Here is a 22,482-nt window from a genome sequence, read left to right as displayed (position 1 = left end):
CAGGAATTAAACGATGGATTTAACTAAAGAAAATGTTTTAGCACAACGGGCAAGGCTATCTCCAGAAAAACGGGCGCTGTTAGAAAAACGATTACAAGGAAAATTTGGCTCTCCTGAAGCCGAAACGCAAGAGACGTTACCACAGATCGTACCAAATCTGGCAGAGCGGTATCAGCCCTTTCCATTGACTGACGTGCAACAGGCATATTGGATTGGTCGCCATCGGGAATTTGAATTAGGTAATGTTGCAACACATGGCTATTTTGAAATCGATATTGTCAATTTAGATATAAAACGATTTGAACGAGCGTGGCAACGACTGATCGATCGCCATGAGATGTTGCGAGCGATCGTGCAACCTGACGGACAACAGCGCATTCTACCTCAAGTACCGTCCTATTCAGTACAAGTATTAGATTTGCGATCGCATCCTCCCGATCGGGTCGCCGCACAATTAACAGCGATTCGCGATCGCTTATCGCATCAGATGTTGCCTGCCGATCGATATCCATTGTTCGATCTTCAATTGGTGCAATTCGACGACGATCGGGTGCGATTGTGCCTGAGTTTAGATGTATTAATTGGCGATGCCTGGAGTTTTGAAATTCTATTGCGAGAATTAGCAGAACTGATCGATCGTCCAGAAACGGTTTTACCCGCCTGCGATCTCTCATTTCGAGATTATGTTTTAGCTGAGTTGCAATTGCAAAAAACGCAACTTTATCAGCGATCGCAAGCTTACTGGCAACGCCGTTTACCAACCCTCCCGCCTTCACCAGAATTGCCATTGGTCAAAAGTCCATCTGCAATTCAACAGCCTCGCTTCGTGCGTCGTAGCACTCAATTAGATCCCAAGACTTGGGAGCGGCTAAAGCAACGAGCCACAACTGCTGGCTTGACCCCATCAGGAATAGTGCTTGCCGCTTTTGCTGAAATTTTAACCTTGTGGAGTAAATCTCCCCGCTTTACCATCAACCTCACCTTATTCAATCGCCTACCGCTGCATCCTCAAGTAAATGAAATCGTTGGCGACTTTACCTCGCTGACGCTACTTGCGATCGATAGTGCCGAATCAAACTCCTTCTTGACGCGATCGCGACGAATTCAACAGCAGTTATGGGATGACTTAGATCGTCGGTATTTTAGCGGCGTGCAGGTTTTACGAGAGTTAGCGCGTTTGCAAAAGCGACCCACTGCGGCATTGATGCCCGTAGTCTTTACCAGCATGTTGACGCAAGAGAGCCTGATTCGAGATAGCTTCAATGGAACCCTATCGCAAGACGGTCTTGGCAAACCTGCCTCATCGCTCGATCTCCTTGGCAAACTGGTTTATATGCTGACGCAAACGCCGCAGGTCTATCTCGATCATCAAGTTTATGAAACGGAAGGCACTTTGATTTTGAACTGGGACTGCGTGGAAGAATTGTTTCCACCCAGTTTATTAGATGACATGTTTGCAGCGTATAGTCGCTTCTTACATTGTCTTGCGGATGATGAGGCAGTATGGTACGCTCCACAGCAATTGCTACCAGCCCATCAATGGCAGCAAATCGGTGCAATTAACGCCACAGAGTCTCCCATTCTTGAAGATGCGCTGCTTCAGACATTATTCTTCGATCGCGTCTCGTTACATGCGGAACAGGCAGCAGTCATTACAAGCGATCGCACCTTAAGCTATCGGGAATTGCGCGATCGGGTTTGTACGCTCGGCGATCGGTTACGGGCATTAGGCGCACAGCCGAATGAATTGGTGGCGATCGTGATGGAAAAAGGCTGGGAACAAGTTGTTGCCACTCTCGGCATTTTGACAGCGGGAGCTGCATACGTACCTATCGATCCAGAATTACCTACCGAGCGTCAATGGCAGTTGTTGGCACAGTCAGAGGTGCGCTGGATTCTGACCCAATCTAAATTAGAAGCAACTTTGACGTTTCCAGCAGGAATCGATCGCCTCTGTGTCGATCGGATGGAAAGTTCCGATGCGCCGATACCAGAGGTGATTCAATCGCCGCAGGATCTAGCGTATGTAATTTACACCTCCGGTTCGACTGGCACTCCCAAAGGTGTCGCGATCCATCATCAAGGAGCCGTCAATACGATTCTCGATATTAATCGGCGATTTCAAGTGAATTCTGGCGATCGCGTCTTTGCTTTATCATCGCTAAACTTCGATTTATCTGTATATGACATATTCGGGACATTAGCCGCCGGAGGAGCGATCGTGATTCCCGATGCGGTGCGCCGTAAAGATCCGGCTCATTGGCTGCAACTGATGCAACAGCATCAAGTCACGATATGGGATTCAGTTCCAGCCTTAATGCAAATGCTAGTGGAATATTTGCAAGGAATCGGGGATCGGGAGCTAGGAATGAGGAGAGCGGGAGACTCCGAGCTAAATTCTCACAATTTCCCACACCCGTTCGCCGATACGCTTCGCCTCGCTCTACTCAGCGGCGATTGGATTCCCCTATCATTACCCGATCGAATTCGTACCTTGTTTCCAATGGTAAATGTCATTGGTTTAGGTGGAGCAACAGAAGCTTCAATTTGGTCAATTCTTTATCCCATCAGACAAGTCGATCCAACGTGGAAGAGTATTCCTTATGGATCTCCCATGTTGAATCAACAGTTCCATGTATTAAATGAAGCCTTGGAGCCTTGTCCTATTTGGGTTCCAGGTCAACTTTATATAGGTGGTATCGGACTCGCTAAAGGCTATTGGCGTGATGAAGCTAAGACCGCTGCTAGTTTCATTACCCATCCTCGTACAGGCGATCGCCTGTACCGTACAGGCGATTTGGGACGCTATCTTCCAGATGGAAATATAGAGTTTTTAGGACGAGAAGATTTCCAAGTCAAAATCAATGGTTATCGGGTTGAGTTGGGTGAGATTGAAACGATCTTAGAACAATATGCCAGCATTCAGACCGCTATAGTTTCAGCCATTGGCACTTCACGCGAAGAGCGGCGGCTTGTCGCATACATTATTCCCGATCGCGAGTCCGTTGCAAAATCCCAGGATGCGTCATCGATTCAAGAGTGGCGATCGTTTTTGCAAAGTAAGCTACCAGATTATATGGTGCCTACCGCTTTCCTCACTATTGAAACGTTGCCACTAACTGCTAATGGAAAAGTCGATCGCAAAGCATTACCCATTCCCGATCTGTTTCAACCGTCAATCGCTACAGTTTATGCACCCCCCAAAACTGAATTAGAGCAAACGCTGGCTACCATCGTACAAACCGTGCTTCAGCTGGAAAAAGTAGGCATTGACGATAATTTTTTTGATTTGGGCGGTAATTCTCTCAAGCTGATTCAAGTTCACGTCCAATTACGAGAACGGTTCGATCGGGATATCTCCATCGTGGAAATGTTTAGACATCCCACAGTTCGCTCCTTGAGCGACTATTTGAGCCATAGTGATGCTCAAACAACACCCACGCACCAGCAGCTAAGTCGAGCCGATCGGCGAAAGGCATTGATGCAGCAACGGGCAAGACGGGGAAATACCTAGAGGAAATAATATGAGCGAATTTAATCTAGATCGATTGGATCGATCCGACAGTCAGGCGATCGCTATCATCGGTATGGCGTGCCGTTTTCCAGGAGCAAAAACGCTAGATGAGTTTTGGCACAATTTGATCGATGGCGTTGAATCTATCTCATTTTTTAGCGATCGGGTTCAATCGCAATGGGGTATCGATCCAGCCTGGTTTAAAGAGCCAAACTATGTTAAAGCCGATCCCTTATTAAACGATTTAGATTTATTTGATGCTAACTTCTTTGGCTTTAGCCCTCGGCAAGCACGTCTGACCAATCCAGAACAGCGGATCTTTTTAGAATGTGCTTGGGAAGCGTTGGAGCAAGCAGGCTATAGCTCGGAACAGTACGCTGGTTCCGTGGGGGTGTTTGCTGGCAGTAATGTCAGCCATTACCTAGACTACAGTACGCATCAAGACTTTTTGCGCCCCTCAATGGTGGGAGTAGAAGCCTCCTTTGGCAACGATTTGAATTATTTAGCGACTCAGGCATCCTATCAGTTCAATCTCAAGGGACCGAGTTTGATGGTGCAAACTGCCTGTTCTACGGCATTAGTAGCAGTACATGTTGCCAGTCAAAGCCTGCTCAACGGGGAATGCGATATTGCCTTGGCGGGTGCAGTCAATATTAAAGGTCCGCGACAGGCTGGCTATTTCTATCAAGAAGGTGGTATTTTCTCGCCTGATGGACATTGCCGCGCCTTTGATGCTAATGCCCAAGGTACGGTTCCTGGTAGCGGTGTGGGTATTGTCGTATTGAAACGATTATCTGACGCGATCGCCGATGGCGATTTCATTTATGCTGCGATTAGAGGCTCTGCCATTAACAATGATGGATCGATCAAAGTCGGGTATACGGCTCCTAGTATTGACGGACAGGCGGCTGTTGTTAGCGAGGCATTGGCGATCGCAGACATCGCTCCGAAAACGATCGCGTATATTGAAGCGCACGGAACGGGTACAGCTCTTGGCGACCCGATTGAAGTGGCAGCACTGACGGAAGTATTTCGGGCGAGTACCAACAAAACAGGATTTTGTGCGATTGGCTCTGTCAAGACCAACATTGGGCATTTGGGCGTTGCAGCGGGCATTCCTAGTTTGATCAAGGCTGCCCTGGCATTGAAACATCAATTGATTCCGCCGAGCTTACATTTTGAGCAACCCAATCCCAAAATCGATTTTGCCAACAGCCCCTTCTATGTTAATGCTCGGCTAACGGAATGGCAAGCAAATGGCACGCCGCGTCGAGCTGGGGTTAGCTCGTTGGGGGTAGGTGGCACTAACGCGCATATCGTGCTACAAGAAGCGCCGCTCGCACAGCCTTCTAGTCCGTCTCGTCCCTGGCAATTGCTGTTGCTATCTGCGAAAACACCATCAGCGTTGGAAACGACAACGGCTAATTTCGCGAATTATCTGCAACAGCATCCAGAGCTAAATTTGGCAGATGTGGCATATACCTTACAAGTCGGACGACGCGCCTTTCCCCATCGCCGGATGGTTGTTTGCGAGCATCGAGCAGATGCCATTGCCACAATCGCCGCATCCAATCCTCAGCACCTCATGACTCACACCGTACAAGCAGGCGATCGCCCCATGATTTTCCTGTTTCCTGGGCAAGGGGCGCAATACGTTCAAATGGGACGCGATCTCTACGAGCATGAACCTGTTTTTAGAAAATGGGTCGATCGCAGTTCTGAGTTACTCGTGCCACATCTCGGACTCGATTTGCGGCAGAGTCTCTATCCCAATCCCGATATCGTTGAGACGGCAAGCCAAACGTTACAACAAACCGCGATCTCGCAACCTGCCCTATTTGCGATCGAGTATGCTTTAGCGCAATTGTGGCAGTCTTGGGGTATTCGTCCTACTGCAATGGTAGGACATAGCATTGGAGAATACGTTGCAGCGACAATCGCCGGAATTTTTAGTCTAGAAGATGCGCTGGCATTGGTGGCAACACGAGGACGGTTAATGCAGCAATTGCCGTCTGGAACCATGCTGGCAGTACCATTACCAGAAGCCGAACTTCGACCGCTATTAAATGAATCTCTTGCTTTAGCGGCTGTGAATGCCCCATCCCTTTGTGTAGTATCGGGCGAGAAGGAGGCGATCGCGACTTTACACGAGCGATTCACTCATCAAGGCATTGATTGCCGCCAACTACACACTTCTCATGCGTTTCACTCCCCCATGATGGAACCCATTATGCAGGGCTTTGCAGCTGAAGTGCAGCGAATACAGCGTCATCCTCCTCAAATACCATTAATCTCCAATGTTACAGGAACCTGGATGACAGCGGCACAGGCGATCGATCCCAATTATTGGGCAATGCATCTACGGCAGACTGTGAACTTTGCGGCTGGTGTCTCCGAACTATTACAACAGTCCAACGCCATCATGCTAGAAGTTGGACCAGGGCGGACGCTAAGCACTTTCATGAAACGGCAATTATCCTCAGAAACGACACGATCGGTCTTTACTTCTCTGCGCCATCCCCAAGAGAACCAATCTGATGTGAGCCGCTTGTTAACTACATTAGGTCAACTTTGGTTAGAGGGAGTGGCGATCGACTGGACTGGATTTTATCAGCAGGAACGACGACATCGAGTTCCTTTACCAACCTATCCATTTGAACGACAACGATATTGGCTAGAGCACCAGAAGGATGAGGGCGGCAGGCAAAAAACGGAAAATGGCAAGACGCTGAGCGAACCATCTGCCAAGTTGGAGATAGAGAATTGGTTTTACCTACCATTCTGGAAACCGTCGATCGCGCCTATTGCTCAACCTACAGACAATTTAGCCTCATCTACACTCATCTTCCTCGACGATTGCGGTTTGGGCGCACAATTGGCTCAAAGATTGCAACTTCAAGGTAAAGATGTCGTTACTGTAAAAACTGGTTCGGGGTTTCAGCAATTGGGCGATCGCCAATACATCATTAATCCCCAACAAGCGGAAGATTATGAAACACTGATCGATGCACTCCAAACTCAAGCCTGTTTACCGCACCGAATTCTGCACCTGTGGACTGTAACAGAGGACAATTTATCGTCTAGCTTGGAATCGCTAGATCGGACGCAGATGCAAGGCTTTTATAGCTTGCTCTTTCTGGCACAGGCACTAGGAAAACAACCTTTATCCGAGCGGTTTGAGATCGCTGTTATCTCTAATCGCCTCCATGCCGTAACAGGTGAAGACAAGCTGCATCCAGAAAAGGCAACTGTATTGGGTCCAGTGCGAACGATTCCTCAAGAATACCCCAATATTGGCTGTCGCAGTATTGATGTAACGTTACCTTCACTGGGCGATTGGCAAATCGAGCGATTCCTAGATAATGCGATCGCTGAGATAGAGGCAGCATCTCCCGAACCGATCGTTGCCTATCGCGGCACGCAGCGATGGGTGCAAACCTTTGAACCAACTCCGCTACCAAAATCGCCAGACACCCCCGCTCGATTGCAACAAGGTGGTGTTTATTTGATTACGGGCGGCTTGGGTGGAATTGGTTTAACGCTAGCCGAGCATTTAGCTAAGTCGGTACGTGCTAAGCTAGCTCTGCTAGGTCATTCTGCCTTTCCCGATCGCTCTCAATGGTCAGCTTGGCTCTCCTCACACGATGGGCAAGATGTCACCAGCCGTAAAATTCGCCAACTCCTCGATCTAGAAGCGTGTGGAGCGGAAATATTGACAATCCAGGCAGATGTGAGCGATCTGGCGCAAATGCAAGAGGCGATCGCTCAAATTACCACTCGCTTTGGTCAAATTAACGGCGTAATTCACGCTGCGGGAGTTCCAGGCGGCGGTGCGATGCAGCGTAAAATAGTGGAGCAAGCAGAGCATATCTTGGCTCCAAAAGTCAAGGGTACACTTGTTCTAAGTGAATTATTCAAAGATAAGAATCTCGATTTCATCTTGCTGTGTTCGTCGATCGTGGCAATTGAAGGACGCTTTGGGCAAGCAGACTATACTGGAGCCAACGCTTTTTTAGATGCCTTTGCCCACAGTCAAATAGGCGATCGCACGTTTGCTATTTCAGTCAACTGGGATGGCTGGCAAACTGTAGGTATGGGTGCAGCAGCTGTCGAGCAATTAGCGCGATCGACTCTGCAATTCAAGTCAACGACTTATCCTTTATTCGATCGATGTCGGGTAGAAGCAGATCGGCTCGATTATTTGACTCAATTACATCCAAATCGGCATTGGCTACTCAACGAGCATCGCATGATGGGAAAGCCCATGTTACCAGGCACTGCTTATTTGGAACTGGCACGAGCTGCTTATACCGAGTATACAGGCAGCTCAGCTTGCGAACTGCGAGAAGTCACTTTTATGATGCCATTGTTCGCGGATTGGGATGGTGCGATCGATCTGCAAACTCGTCTTCAGCCGTGTGGGAATGGCTTTGAATTTGTCATTCTCAGTGCAACAGCACCCGATCGATGGCAGGAACACGCAAGAGGAGAAATTGTTCCAACCGATCCACAACGAGCAAAAACGATCGATCTTGAGGCGGTCGCATCGAATTGCGATCAACATCTCACCTTTGAATCAAAATCTGAAACGCGCCTTGGTTCCTTCAGCTTTGGTCCTCGCTGGAATACGCTTCAGCGCGTTAATCTCGGCACTCATCAAGGCTGGCTCCAACTAGAATTGCCGATCGCCTTTGCAGAAGATTTGCAAACTTATCATTTACATCCTGCTTTACTTGATAGTGCTGTTGGTTTTCTCAGCAGCACCTACGACGGTCAGTTTATTCCATTTAGCTATAAATGTTTGCGCTACTATGCACCGCTTCCGGCTAAACTCTACAGTCACATTCGAGCCGTTGAACCTAACGCTCAAACCCAGACCTTGCGGTTTGATATTACGCTGCTAGATGAATGCGGTCGCGTTCTCGCTGAAATTGAAGACTACACTTTGAGGCGAGTTGAGGGCGATCGCACCTCTTCTGGCGATCGCTCCACTGCGGTTGAGCCTGAAAATGGGTATTTGAGCATTACTTCACCTGGTCAACTTAATACCTTGACCTATCACCCTACCTCGCGTCAGCAACCTGGCGATGATGAAGTAGAAATCGAGGTGCAGGCGACTGGACTCAACTTCAAAGAAATTCTATTTGCACTGGGATTAATTCCTAATCCAGAAAACGTTGAAGTCAAGCTAGGACTCGAAGGCGCGGGTAAAGTTGTCCGCGTGGGGAAAGGCGTTAAAGGAATAGCGATCGGAGATGAGGCGATCGCCTTTGGCACATCTTGTTTCAGCCCGTTTATTACGTCAAAATCATCTCTAGTTGTCCCTAAACCGCCATCCTTGACATTTGAACAAGCCGCGACTATCCCGATCGCTTTCAGCACGGCATATTTAGCACTGATTCATTACGGACGGCTCTGTTCGGGTGAAACGGTTCTGATTCATGCAGCAGCAGGCGGTGTTGGCATGGCAGCGGTGCAGATTGCCCAATCAGTAGGAGCCAAGATTATTGCCACGGCAGGTACGCCAGAAAAACGAGATTATTTGCGCTCGCTGGGCATCGAGCATGTCTTTGATTCGCGATCGCTAGACTTTGCCGCAGGGGTAATGAGCTGCACCAACGGACGCGGAGTGGATGTAGTCTTAAATTCATTGAGCGGCGAGTTCATTGAGCGAAGTTTATCTGCCTTAGCGCGATACGGACGCTTTCTGGAATTGGGATTGCGCGATATTTTGAGTAACCGTTCTTTGGAACTTGGTGTCTTTGAAAAACGGCTATCATTCTTGGCGATTCAAGCCGAACCAGAGCATCCAGACTTTACTTCAGTATGGCAAGCAGTAGGGCAACGCTTTCGGGATGGAGTGTTCCAGCCATTACCGCATCGAATATTTGCTGTCACCGAGATTGAGAATGCCTTTAGTTACATGGCGCAAGCCAAGCATATTGGTAAGTTAGTGGTGTCTTTGCAAGATTGGGCAGCACTCAAAAAACTAATTGTATCGGGTAAAGAAGATCGATCGCTCAAACCAAAACAATCCGCTGTCCCCATCAAAACCCAAGTACAGAAAGAGCTACAGAACAATGGAATATTGCCTTGCGAAGGTGTAGAAGTGTTCGATCGCGTCTTGGCTCATGCTCTACCGCAAATTGTCATCTCCACTCGCAATTTGCTGACACGGACAGAGCGCGATCCCCAGCCATCAAGCGCATCCGTTCCAGCTAATACAAGTCCATCAATTTCATCTTTACCAAGTCAATCTACCGCGCTTGCCCGAAATGAAATAGAACGGGCGATCGCTGCAATTTGGCAAGAAGTGCTTGGCGTTGAGCAAGTCGGAGTTCGCGACAACTTTTTTGAACTGGGTGGCGATTCGTTGTCGATCGTGCAAGTGCGGAGCAAACTGCAAAACGTGTTTCCAGGCAGTCTCTCAACGGCAGAACTATTTGACTATCCCACTGTAAGCGCACTGGCTGCCCATTTGAGCCGTCAGCAGATAGAGGAACCCGTGCGAGAGCAGGTACGCGATCGCAGTAACAAGCAAAAAGAAGCGTTAGAAACGATGCAACTGGCAAGGCAGAGGAGACGAGAGCATGAGTAATTCATTGCAGGGAATTGCAGTTATTGGCATAGAGGGGCGCTTCCCTGGTGCTAAGACCGTTGCAGAGTTTTGGCAGAATCTGCGGGACGGTCGCGAATCCATTTCATTCTTTGAAGATGAGGTATTGATTGCAGCTGGTATCGATCCCTCTTTGTTGCACCATCCCAACTATGTCAAAGCGGGAGCTGTGCTGGAAGATATCGATCGCTTTGATGCGGCTTTCTTTGAGCTATCACCTCGCGAAGCAGCTATCACCGATCCTCAGCATCGGTTGTTTTTGGAGTGTGCGTGGAATGCGTTAGAACAAGCCGGATATGGCTCGAATACTTATGATGGCTCGATCGGGATATATGCAGGTGGCAATCTCAGCACTTATCTGGTTGAAAATTTAATTGCCAATCGAGAATTCATTGAAGATTCGGTAGGCTGGCAAGCATTGGGGATTGGCAATGATAAAGACTACATTCCTACCCGTGTCTCCTACAAACTAAATTTGAAGGGACCGAGTATCAATGTCAGCACAGCCTGCTCTACTTCACTAGTGGCAGTACATCAAGCCTGTCAAGGACTGCTCGGTTATCAATGCGATATGGCATTGGCAGGCGGCGTTTCCATTCAGTTACCGCATACCGCAGGCTATTTGTACCAGAAAGAAGGAATTGCTTCCCCAGATGGACATTGCCGCACCTTCGATGCCAAAGCACGAGGAACAGTATTCGGCAGTGGGGTTGGGATCGTTGTACTCAAGCGGTTGGAAGACGCATTAGCGGATGGCGATCGCATTTATGCTACGATTCAGGGTTCGGCTGTCAATAACGATGGAGCGGGAAAAGTTGGTTTTACGGCTCCCAGCGTAGACGGTCAAGCCAGAGTAATCGCCGAAGCGCAAGACTTTGCCGGATTCGATCCTGAGACGATCTCTTACATTGAAGCGCACGGAACTGGAACTGCTTTAGGCGATCCAGTCGAAATTCGCGCCTTACAAAAAGTATTTAATACTCAAAAGCGGGGATTTTGCGCGATCGGCTCAGTCAAAACCAATGTCGGACACCTCAACTCTGCCGCTGGCATCGCAGGGTTAATCAAAACGGTGATGGCATTGCATCACAAACAACTGCCACCGAGTTTACACTTCGAGCAACCAAATCCTGAAATTGATTTTGCCAACAGTTCTTTCTACGTCAATACTCAACTATCCGACTGGCAACGTAATAGCACTCCCCGACGCGCAGGTGTGAGTTCCTTTGGGTTTGGTGGTACTAACGCCCATGTGGTGTTAGAAGAAGCGCCACCGCTACCAGCGTCAAGTCAATCTCGTCCTTGGCAATTGTTGCTCCTTTCGGCAAAAACTGCCTCTGCCTTGGAAACCGCCACGACTAACTTAGCTAATTGTCTACAACAGCAGCTAGAGCTGAATTTGGCAGATGTAGCATACACCTTACAGGTTGGGCGACGGGCTTTTTCCCATCGACGGATGCTAGTGTGCCAAAACCGCGAGGAAGCGATCGCTGCGCTTAGTAGGCTCGATCCGCAGCAGTTACACACTGCGCCATCCACAGAGGGCGATCGCCCTGTCGTGTTTCTGTTTCCTGGACAAGGGGCGCAATATGTCCAGATGGGACGCGATCTCTACGAGCATGAACCTGTTTTTCGAGAATGGATCGATCGCGGCTCCGAATTCCTCACACCATATCTCAGGCTGGATTTGCGGCAAATTCTTTATCCCCACCCAGACTCGGCTGAGACTGCCAGCCAAACGTTACAGCAAACCGCGATCGCGCAACCCGCTCTGTTTGTCATTGAATATGCTTTAGCGCAATTGTGGCAGTCTTGGGGCGTTTGTCCTACTGCAATGGTAGGACATAGCATTGGAGAGTATGTGGCAGCAACGATTGCAGGTGTCTTTACCTGGGAAGCGGCACTGTCGCTTGTAGCAGCACGCGGTCAGTTGATGCAATCCTTGCCAACAGGTGCAATGATAGCGGTATCGCTGACGGAAGCGGAATTGCAGCCTTACTTAAATGAATTTGTGGCACTGGCAGCAGTCAATGCGCCATCTTCATGCGTACTGTCAGGAACAACAGAAGCGATCGCATCATTACAAGAAACATTGAATGCACGAGGAATTGATTGCCGTCGCCTGCATACGTCTCATGCATTTCACTCTCCGATGATGGAGTCAATTTTAGCTACCTTTACAAACCGAGTGCAGCAGGCAGCGCCTAAACCGCCGCAAATTCCCTTCATTTCCAATGTTACGGGAACTTGGATCGCGCCAGAACAAGTAACAAATCCCGATTATTGGGCAACCCATTTACGGCAAACGGTGCGGTTTGCTGAAGGCTTGCAGGTGTTGTTTCAAGACTCTACATCTGTTTTCCTCGAAGTCGGACCAGGACGAACGCTGAGTAAGCTAGCGCGATCGCACCCCAAATTATCCAACCAGCCAGTTTTCCATTCAATTCGTCATCCTCAAGAGCATCAACCCGATCTGGTGGTTTTACTGCAAACGCTGGGGCAGCTTTGGTTAGCTGGAGTTTCGATTCGGTGGAGTGGATTTTATCAGCAAGAACGGCGGCAGCGAATCCCCTTACCCACTTATCCGTTTGAACGAAAACGTTATTGGATCGATCCACCTGCCTCTACTGTCAAGACATTGCCAATTACATCTCAAGATCGTTGGCAGGCGATCGCTACGGCAGGTCAACATCAAGCAGAGGCTGGAATTCCCACTTTTAATCAAACCGCTTATTTAGAAAACAAAGTTTGGCTCGATCGCCTGTGTGTTGCTTACATTAATCGGGCGTTAATGCAATTGGGTGCATTCCATCAACTTGATGCCTGTACCGTTGAAGCGATCCTAGAACAATGCCGCATTCTGCCAAGATACCGTCAATTATTGCGCCGATGGCTGCAAGTATTGGTCGAACGCGGTCAATTGCAGCAACAGGTCGATCGGTACAGCCAATTTTTGCCAGTCTCTGAATCGGCGATCGCCTCTCTAATTGAAACAACCCAAGTCCGATGGGCAGATACGCCGCAGGTGATGGAACTGATTCAAGGCTGTGGCGACTGTTTAGCAGCAGTGTTGACTGGCGCAAAACAGCCCTTGGAACTATTCGATGCGCTGATTTACAATCGGGCGAGCGATACCAATCCTACTTTTCCATGGGCAAATTACTACAACGCGATCGTTCGCGTTAGCCTAGCGTCCATCGTAAAACATTTACCAGCGGATGTCAGGTTGAGAGTTCTCGAAGTCGGCGCAGGCATGGGCATCACGACAGCCGAACTATTGCCCATTCTCCCCCCGCAGCGAACCACTTATACTTTTACTGATATTAGTAGCGGTTTCCTTACCCAGGCGCAGCAAAGGTTTGGCAATTATGATTTTATCAACTATCGCCTCCTCGATCTGGAAACCTCACCGCAAGCTCAGGGCTACGAACCGCACAGTTTTGACATCATTATTGCTGCCAACGTGCTGCACGCCACACGAGATTTGGAGCGAACTTTACAATACGTGCGATCGCTGTTAGCGCCTGAAGGAATCTTGATGGTGTGGGAGATGACGCAACCACAACTTGATTTTGATATCACTTGGGGATTGCTGGTTAAAGAATTAGAGGATAAACGAGGCGATCGCGGTACTCCTTTCTTGTCGCAAACCGAATGGCGAGATATATTGCTGTCACGCGGTTTTACAACGGTCGCTGCCTATCCGCAAACGGATACCTTGGGACAACATGCGATCGTCGCCCAAGCTGATACTATCAGCACGGTTCCCAGTCAAGATCCTAGTCAAAAAGCGTTTACCGAGCAAATTGGCGATCGCCAAACTCCGATCGTTCAAACAACGTCTAGTAAAAAATCCGATCTTGCCGATTGGTTTTATCTACCGTCTTGGAAACGCGCTATGCTACCGTCCCAAGCGTCGAGTCATGCAGTATCTGGATGCTGGTTAATTTGGCTAGATGAGTGCGGTCTAGGAACAGAGCTAGCAAAACAACTCCAGCAGCAGGGAGCAGAGATCGTTCTGGTCAAAGCAGGAGAGCAACTTAGGCAGGATGAGCATCATTGTTATACCCTCAATCCGAAGCAGCCACAAGAGTACGATCTGCTGCTACAAGCTTTAAGTAGCCAAGGTTTAGCACCCTCTCATATAGTGCATTTATGGAGCGTGACTACGAGCGGTCGCCCCTCAACCGAATTCGAGTTTGATGCCATTCAAGCCAAAGGATTTTATAGCTTACTGTTTTTGGCACAAGCGATCGGCAGACAGCACTTCAGCTACGATTTGCAGATCGCGGCGATCTCTAACCAAATGCAGGCTGTTACAGGTGAAGAATCGCTGTGTCCAGAGAAGGCGACTCTGTTGGGAGCAATGAAAGTCGTATCACAAGAGTATGCAAATCTTCATTGTCGCAGCATTGATGTTGTACTGATCGATCGCTCGCCGACTGCATTCGTCGATCGATTGGTCGCAGAACTCACGACAACAACGGCAGATGACTCGATCGCTTATCGGGGTCGGTATCGTTGGGTGCAAACTTATGAACCGATTCGGCTAGATGCAGGTCGGGTTCCTCAACTGCGTCAAGGTGGTGTATATCTGATTACGGGAGGATTAGGGGCGATCGGGCTGACATTAGCGGAATACCTTGCTAAGACGGTACAAGCGAAGTTAATCCTTACGGGACGATCGGTTCGAGCACGAGAAAACTGGTCATCATGGCTAGCCACTCACGACGAGCAAGAACGCACGAGTCGCAAGCTTCGCCAAATCTTAGCTCTCGAAGCATCGGGAGCCGAGGTGATGGCGATCCAGGCAGATGTAAGTGATTTGGAGCAGATGCAAGCGGCGATCGCGCAAGCTCAATCTCGATTTGGGGCGATCGACGGCGTGATTCACGCAGCGGGAGTCTTGGGCGATAGTGCTATACAGCGGAAAACCATTGAACAAGTAGAGCAAGTTTTTGCACCTAAGATTAAAGGCACGCAAGTTTTAGAAGCATTATTCAAAGACATGCCGTTAGATTTTCTCATCCTTTGTTCGTCAGGAGCAACAGTGCGACCGTTATTCGGCCAAGTTGCTTATGCTGCTGCCAATGCCTTTCTTGATGCTTTTGCTCACTACAAAACTGCCACAACTAGCCGCTTCACAACCGCGATCGGTTGGTATGGCTGGCAAAACGAAGGTATGGGCATTGAAGGAACGAAGCGGATGACAGAACGGTTGGCTCCTGCGGCTCCACAAATTCGCTCGGTCGATCGTTCTGCGATCCAGCAGGCTTTAGTGGAAGCGGATCGGGTAATTTATTTGTCTCGGCTCAGTCCGCAGCAGCACTGGGTATTGGCAGAACATCGGCTGATGGGGCAGCCTACCCTCCCTGGCACGGCTTATTTGGAACTGGTGCGTGCAGCTTATACGGAACACACGGGTAACTTCTGTTGTGAGTTAAAAGACGTAGCTTTCCTATCGCCGCTAGTTGTATCCGAGCGGAACGCGATCGATCTCCGCATCGAGTTTAAGCCCATTAATGACGGGTTCGAGTTTGCGGTTACGAGTGCAGTACCCGATCGCGATGGACAATGGCAAGCGCACGCCAAAGGGCAAATTGTTGCTCTTACCGAGTTTGCGGTGTCGCAGGATTTATCGGCGATCGCATCTCGCTGCAATGAGTCTCGCCTCACAGACTTCACTCCCGAAATCGCATCTGAATTTCTGGCACTTGGCTCCCGCTGGCAGAACGTAAAATGTTTGCAATTCGGCACAGATGAAGGGTTTGGACAATTTGAGTTACCGGAAGCTTTCAGCTCCGATTTGGACACCTATCGCTTGCATCCTGCCTTACTCGACAGTGCCATAAGTTTTTTCAGTAGTGTTTATGGCGATCGCTTTCTTCCCTTTGCTTATAAACGCCTGCGCTGCTATGCGTCGCTGCCAGCCAAGATCTACAGCCATATCAAAGCGGCAAAGTCCAATCGTGAGGCAACAGGCATTTTACGATTCCAGATAACGCTGTTTGACGAGTATGGTAAGGTTTTAGTTGAGATTGAAGATTATACGCTGCGACGGATTGAGGATACATCTGCTCCATCTCTGCCTAAACCGGAAAATGGTTATCTCAGCATTGCGACCCCAGGACAGTTAGACACGCTCACCTACTACCCGATGCAACGCCAAGCACCTAGAGCGGGAGAGGTAGAAATTGCCGTAAGTGCAACAGGACTCAATTTTCAGGAAGTCCTAATCGCTCTTGGCTTGCTGACTCCGCCAGATGCAGCATTCAAGTTCGGTTATGAATGTGCCGGAACGATCGCCCAAGTTGGAGAAGGCGTTACCCAATTTGCCGTTGGAGATGAGGTAATCGCCTTTGGCTCATCCTGCTTTAGTCCGTTTATCGCAACGAAAGCAGCTCTGGTTGCGCCTAAACCACCATCCTTGACATTTGAACAAGCCGCAACTATCCCGATCGCTTTCAGCACGGCATATTTAGCACTGATTCATTACGGACGGCTCTGTTCGGGTGAAACGGTTCTGATTCATGCAGCAGCAGGCGGTGTTGGCATGGCAGCGGTGCAGATTGCCCAATCAGTAGGAGCCAAGATTATTGCCACGGCAGGTACGCCAGAAAAACGAGATTATTTGCGCTCGCTGGGCATCGAGCATGTCTTTGATTCGCGATCGCTAGACTTTGCCGCAGGGGTAATGAGCTGCACCAACGGACGCGGAGTGGATGTAGTCTTAAATTCATTGAGCGGCGAGTTCATTGAGCGAAGTTTATCTGCCTTAGCGCGATACGGACGCTTTCTGGAATTGGGATTGCGTGATATCCTGAGCGATCGCCCCTTGGGATTACGTCCATTTCGCAACAACCTTTCTTTCATTGCCGTTCATCTCGATCGCGACTTACCCAATTTTCACTCCCTATGGCAAGCAGTCATACAACAGCTAAATGATGAAAAATTCCGACCCCTGCCCTATCGAGTGTTTGGCGTAACCGAAATTGCCGATGCGTTCGCATACATGGCACGAGCTAAACACATCGGTAAAATTGTCGTGTCATTACAAGACCGAACCACAGCGATCGCACAGATAAAACCAAATTTCCCATTCACCGAGCTTGCAGTGCCAGAGATAGGAACGGCTTGGGGAGTTGCAGCGGCTTTAACCTCTACTATGGGCGAGCGTGCGGCTCAACCGACAAGATCTGTCGCACCCAATTTTCAAGATTGGCTATCTCCATCAGAGGGAATCGAAGTCTTCCGTCGCGTGCTGAGTAGCGGTTTACCACAAGTTCTGGTCTTTCCGCGTGAAACAATTGGATTATTTGACTCATCGTCCCAGTCACCATTCTCACGCCCCAGACTAGAACCGGAAAGTACGGTCTCAGAAATTCCTGCACCCGCGATCGCTCATTCACGTCCAGAGCTGAATAATGCCTATATTGCCCCTGAAAATGAAATTGAACGGGCGATTGCTAACGTTTGGCAAGCGGTGTTAGGCATTCAAGAAATTGGCATTCACGATAATTTCTTTGACTTGGGTGGAGATTCTTTGCTGGCTGTTCAGGTACGCAGCAAATTACAGCATCAATTGGATCGAGATCTATCAGTGGCTGATACTTTTGAATACCCCACGATTCACGCCTTGGCAACTTACCTCAAGGGTGAATCGACCGATCCATCCGATCCGCAGCAACTCAACGAACGAGCCGATCGGCTGCAAGTGGCGATCGAGGCAGACGAAGCATTGATAGAGCAAAGGAGACGCGCCCGTGAATGATCGATCCGCTCAAACTTCCCTGAATGGCATTGCCGTCATTGGCATGGTAGGACGCTTTCCCAGTGCCAAAAACGTGACAGAATTCTGGCAAAATCTTTGTGCGGGACAGGAGGCGATCGCCCAGTTCAGCGATGCCGAATTGATTGCTGCTGGGGTCGATCCAACCTGGCTACAACATCCCAACTATGTCAAAGCGGGAGCCGTACTGGAAGATATCGATCGATTTGATGCGGCTTTCTTTGAGATCTCGCCTCGCGAAGCCGAATTCATGGACCCGCAACATCGCCTATTTCTCGAATCGGCTTGGGAAGCTTTGGAACAGGCAGGATATGACCCAGAAGCCTACAAGGGCTGGATCGGGGTCTATGCAGGCGGCAATCTCAGCACCTATTTACTCGATAATCTGTTGGCTCAACGGAACGAACTGCAATCTCAATTCACGCGAATTCTGCTCAGCCATGATAAGGACTACATCCCCACGCGCGTTTCCTACAAGTTGAATTTGAAAGGACCGAGTATCAATGTCAGCACAGCCTGTTCTACTTCATTAGTTGCGGTTCACTTAGCTTGTCGGGGATTGATGAACTATGAGTGCGACATGGCATTGGCGGGTGGCGTTTCGGTACAGGTTCCCCATACTACAGGCTATTTCTATCAAAAAGAAGGAATTGTATCGCCGGATGGACATTGCCGCGCCTTTGATGCCAAAGCACAAGGTACGGTCATCGGTAATGGAGTTGGCGTAGTCGTGCTGAAGCGCCTCAAGGATGCCTTAGCAGATGGCGATCGCATTTATGCTGTCATTAAAGGATCGGCTATTAACAATGACGGCTCTACCAAGGTGGGCTTTACAGCTCCCAGCGTGGACGGTCAAGCCAAGGTAATTGCCGAAGCGCAAGCCGTTTCCAGAGTCGATCCTGCCACAATTACTTATATCGAAGCGCACGGAACAGGTACTGCTTTGGGCGACCCGATCGAATTTAGGGCGTTGAAGAAGGCATTTAACAGCGTTCAAAGTCGAGAATTTTGCGCGATCGGCTCAGTCAAAACTAATGTCGGACACCTCAACTCTGCGGCTGGGATTACGGGATTGATCAAAACAGTGATGGCATTGCATCATAAACAACTACCACCGAGTTTGCACTTCGAGCAACCGAATCCCGAAATTGACTTTGCCAACAGTCCTTTCTACGTTAATACTCAACTAACTGATTGGCAGTGCAACGGCACGCCTCGACGCGCAGGCGTGAGTTCCTTCGGTTTTGGTGGCACTAACGCCCATGTGGTACTAGAAGAAGCGCCATCGCTACCAACGGCGAGTCCATCTCGCTCGTGGCAAGTATTGTTGTTGTCTGCTAAAACGCCATCTGCGCTGGAAGCAATGACGGCGAATTTAGCCGATCGTCTACAACAGCATTCAGAGCTAAATTTAGCAGATGTAGCATACACCTTACAGGTTGGGCGACGGGCTTTCCCATATCGACGGATGCTAGTTTGCCAAGATCGAGATGATGCTACGGCGGCGCTAGAATCTCTCGATCCTCAACGAGTAGTGACGCATCAATGGGAGGTGGGCGATCGCCCCATCGTCTTCCTATTTCCTGGGCAAGGGGCGCAATACGTCCAAATGGGACGCGATTTGTACGAGCAAGAATCTGTATTTCGAGAATGGGTCGATCGCGCCTCTACACTGCTGATGCCACATCTCGGACTAGATCTGCGGCAAATCCTTTATCCTCAGCCTGATTCCATTGAATTCGCCAACCAAAAATTACAGCAAACCGCGATCGCGCAACCTGCCCTATTTGTCATTGAATATGCTTTAGCGCAATTGTGGCAATCTTGGGGTGTTCGCCCTACTGCCATGATGGGACACAGCATTGGAGAATACGTTGCGGCAACCTTAGCAGGTATCTTTACGCTGGAAGATGCGCTGGCATTGGTGGCAACGCGAGGACAATTAATGCAGCGATTGCCATCCGGTAGTATGGTTGCAGTACCGCTTTCCGTCAAGGATGTTCAACCCTTTTTGAATAACTCTCTGGCTTTAGCAGCCGTGAATGCTCCATCATCCTGTGTGGTATCGGGCGAGAAGGAGGCGATCGCCCAATTTCAAGCACAGTTGCGCGATCGCGGAGTAGAGTGCCGTCTTTTGCATACCTCTCATGCCTTCCATTCCCACATGATGGAGCCGATCTTAGAGACATTTGCGGCACGGGTGCAACAGATAAAACGCCAGACACCCCAAATACCTTTTATCTCAAATATTACAGGCACTTGGATCGCACCAGAAGACGCGATCGACCCTGGCTATTGGAGTCAACATCTTCGACAAACCGTGCAATTTGCGGCAGGTGTCACCACATTATTGCAGCAGCCAAAAGCGATTCTCTTGGAAGTAGGTCCAGGACGGACGTTGAGTACGCTAATTAAACGTCAATTATTGCCCGAATCCCAACCATCGATCCTAACTTCATTGCGTCATCCGCAAGAGTCGCGATCGGACATTAGCATTGTCTTGACGGCACTCGGTCAACTCTGGCTAGCAGGGATCGCTATTGATTGGTCTAAATTTTATCAGCAGGAGCGGCGATATCGCGTACCATTGCCAACATATCCGTTCGAGCGGCAGCGTTATTGGTTGGAGAAGCATGAAAATCGCCAAACGGCTCTGACGGATGCATCTCGTAAGTTAGATATAGCAGATTGGTCGTTCTTGCGATCGTGGAAACAATCTCTTTTACCCAAACCAGCATCATTACCAGCCGATCGGCGATGGTTGGTTTTCATTGACGATCGGGGTATCGGTTCCCAAGTCGTGGAACGGCTGGCTCAACAAGGGATAGATGCGATCGCAATTAAGCAAGGTACTGGATTTGCTCAACTCAACGAGCAAACGTATTCTATCGATCCTGATTCCTTAGATTCTTATATCGCCTTGTTCGGCGAACTCAATACTGGCGAAAAATTGCCCCAGAACATTGCATTTTTCTGGAGTATTACTAGCAACGATCGCCCCCCTAATTCATATATTGAATTCAACAGTCTATTAGCATTGGTGCAAGCCATTGGTAAACAGCATTGGAGCGATCGCCTCAATTTGTGGGTGGTGGCAGATCGAACGCAGTTAATTAATAGTGAAGATAGTCTTCATCCAGAAAAGGCAACGCTTTTAGGGCTTTGTCATGCGATTCCACAGGAATATTCCTTTATAACTTGTCGAATCATTGACATAGTGTTGCCGCGATCGCACACTTGGCAAGCTCGATCGCTCATCGATCGACTCATGAATGAATTTGCAGCAACCTCAACCGATCGAGTCGTGGCATATCGCGATCGCCATCGTTGGATTCAATGTTTTGAACCTGTACGCTTAGAACCAGTGAGTGAGGCACAACTTCCAGTTCGGCAACATGGTGTTTATCTGATCGCTGATGGGTTAGACGGCATGGGTGCGGAACTGGCTGCTTACTTGGCACGGACGGTACAACCGAAACTGATCGTCTTGGAAGAGGTCGCACTGCCATCCCAAGAAGATCTATGGCTGGCGACTCACGACGAGGGAGATATCGTGAGTCATAAAATTCGTCAGCGGCAAAATTTGCAGGCACTAGGAGCAGAGGTTTTGGTGTGTCATGTAGATTGGGCAGATCCAGAATCGTTGCGCCAATTGCTTGCCCCTGAGAAGATTGGTATCATTCATGGCATCATTCATTCCGTTCGACAAACCGATCGCAATACGTTTTGCACCATCCAAGAACTTACCGCAACAGAACGAGCGCAACAGCTATATGCACCCTGCCGCCGCATGGCACAAATAGAAAATCTGTTGCAGGAGCGAGAATTAGATTTCTGCATGATAATATCGTCGATCGCCTCTGTTTTGGGCGGACTTGGGCTGGCAGCCTATTCAGCCGCACACCAGTTTGCGGATGCGCTGGTTGCTCGACACAATCAAACGCACGCTCAAGCATGGATGACGGTCAATTGGGACAGAGTACAACGGTCGCTCCCGCAGTCTGAAGAGAGTCAGTGGCAACAGACTGGAGCTGACCTAGCTATTACACCTACAGAAAACCTAGATATATTTCAGCGAGTTTTATCGCTGGATCGAGCAACTCAAATTCTAATCTCTACCACAGATTTGACGGCAAAGTACGATCGCATCTTCCACCACGCACCTTCTCAAGCTTTAGCAAATACTGCTTCTCGCTATGCCAGACCCAGGCTCGATCTCCCCTATATTGCACCTACTAACCCACTAGAACAACAGATTGCCGAAATGTGGCAAGAAGTGCTTGGTATTCAAACCGTTGGCATTCACGATCGCTTTTTCGATCTCGGCGGAGACTCTTTGATTGCGACTCAACTAGCATCGCGACTGCAAGCTGCTTTCCCAGTCGAACTACCGCTGCGCGATCTGCTCCTACAAACATTAACAGTTGCCAAACAAGCTGAAACGATCGAAGCACTACTGCTGGAAAAGATAGAACTGTTGTCTGAGGCGGAAGTAGAAGCCTTGTTAGCGGTTCGCTAACAAGTGTATCGCTCTAGTTGCCACAAATATCTCGTCCTCACGTA

At 49.1% G+C, this 22,482-nt stretch carries 4 protein-coding genes and 1 pseudogene; all 5 read left to right on the top strand.

The genetic code is table 11. The features are described 5' to 3' along the window. Positions 1–13 precede the first annotated feature (13 nt). The 5 genes and pseudogenes from M5J74_RS31395 to M5J74_RS31375 all read left to right on the top strand — a co-directional run bounded on the left by M5J74_RS31395 (position 14) and on the right by M5J74_RS31375 (position 22,438). Positions 14–3,514 (top strand): amino acid adenylation domain-containing protein, encoded by a 3,501-nt coding sequence (locus tag M5J74_RS31395; RefSeq protein WP_250017950.1) that lies wholly within the window; start codon positions 14–16, stop codon positions 3,512–3,514. A 10-nt stretch (positions 3,515–3,524) separates the two neighbouring features. Next, positions 3,525–10,112 carry a type I polyketide synthase gene (locus M5J74_RS31390; RefSeq protein WP_250017948.1) on the top strand — a complete coding sequence of 2,196 codons (6,588 nt, stop codon included), beginning with the start codon at positions 3,525–3,527 and terminating at the stop codon, positions 10,110–10,112. Beyond that, a pseudogene (locus M5J74_RS31385) lies at positions 10,105–12,759 on the top strand (type I polyketide synthase); the annotation flags it as partial. The gene M5J74_RS31390 and the pseudogene M5J74_RS31385, both read left to right, overlap by 8 nt. Before the next feature lie 162 nt (positions 12,760–12,921). Next, the gene (locus M5J74_RS31380) at positions 12,922–17,901 is read left to right on the top strand and encodes an SDR family NAD(P)-dependent oxidoreductase (protein WP_371934131.1); all 4,980 of its coding nucleotides are present in this window, start codon (positions 12,922–12,924) and stop codon (positions 17,899–17,901) included. Positions 17,902–17,944: 43 nt separating this feature from the next. Then, positions 17,945–22,438: a type I polyketide synthase gene (locus M5J74_RS31375; protein ID WP_250018005.1), complete on the top strand. Its 4,494-nt coding sequence runs from the start codon at positions 17,945–17,947 to the stop codon at positions 22,436–22,438. Positions 22,439–22,482 lie beyond the last annotated feature (44 nt).

Origin of the sequence: Chroococcidiopsis sp. CCNUC1, from assembly GCF_023546805.1 — a bacterium.
GTDB classification, from domain to species: domain Bacteria; phylum Cyanobacteriota; class Cyanobacteriia; order Cyanobacteriales; family Chroococcidiopsidaceae; genus Chroococcidiopsis; species Chroococcidiopsis thermalis.
Note: the sequence above shows the minus strand (reverse complement) of the source record. Positions and strands in the feature narration are given on the sequence as shown.